Origin of the sequence: Halomonas sp. SIMBA_159, assembly GCF_046536035.1 — a bacterium.
Lineage (GTDB): Bacteria > Pseudomonadota > Gammaproteobacteria > Pseudomonadales > Halomonadaceae > Vreelandella > Vreelandella venusta_A.
This window is the reverse complement of record NZ_JAWJBT010000227.1, coordinates 1-334: the sequence shown is the minus strand read 5'-3', so window position 1 is coordinate 334 and position 334 is coordinate 1. Positions and strand designations below refer to the sequence as shown.

The 334-nt window shown below is 40.1% G+C and carries 1 protein-coding gene; it reads right to left on the bottom strand.

The annotated features are described in order from the left end of the window. Positions 1-334 (bottom strand): hypothetical protein (locus tag R0J87_RS19090; protein WP_498888207.1); only part of this gene is annotated, 334 nt, incomplete at both ends.

The following is a 334-nucleotide window of genomic DNA, read 5'->3' as shown; positions in this document are numbered from 1 at the left end:
CCACTTTTCCGATTGTTGACATCTTGTTTCCAGTTGATTGAAGACGTTCACCATATTCTTGCAAGCTGTTTCCGGCTCTTGTCCAAGCTGAATTTTGTGTATTTATTTGTAAGGTAGTTGATCGAAGAGCACGCTCAAGCTGATTATGGTTGGTTACTTCTCTATTGATTACTGTCGCAAGCTGTAAGGCTTCTTTTGAATTTTCACCTTTTTCCCTGGCTAACACTTCATACTTTTTCTTTAACTGCTCGATCTTGCTTCCTTGTAATTCATAAAGCTGTGAAAGGTCTTCTTGTTTGCGTCTAAGTTTTTCCGACTCGTCCCCAAAGTGTCC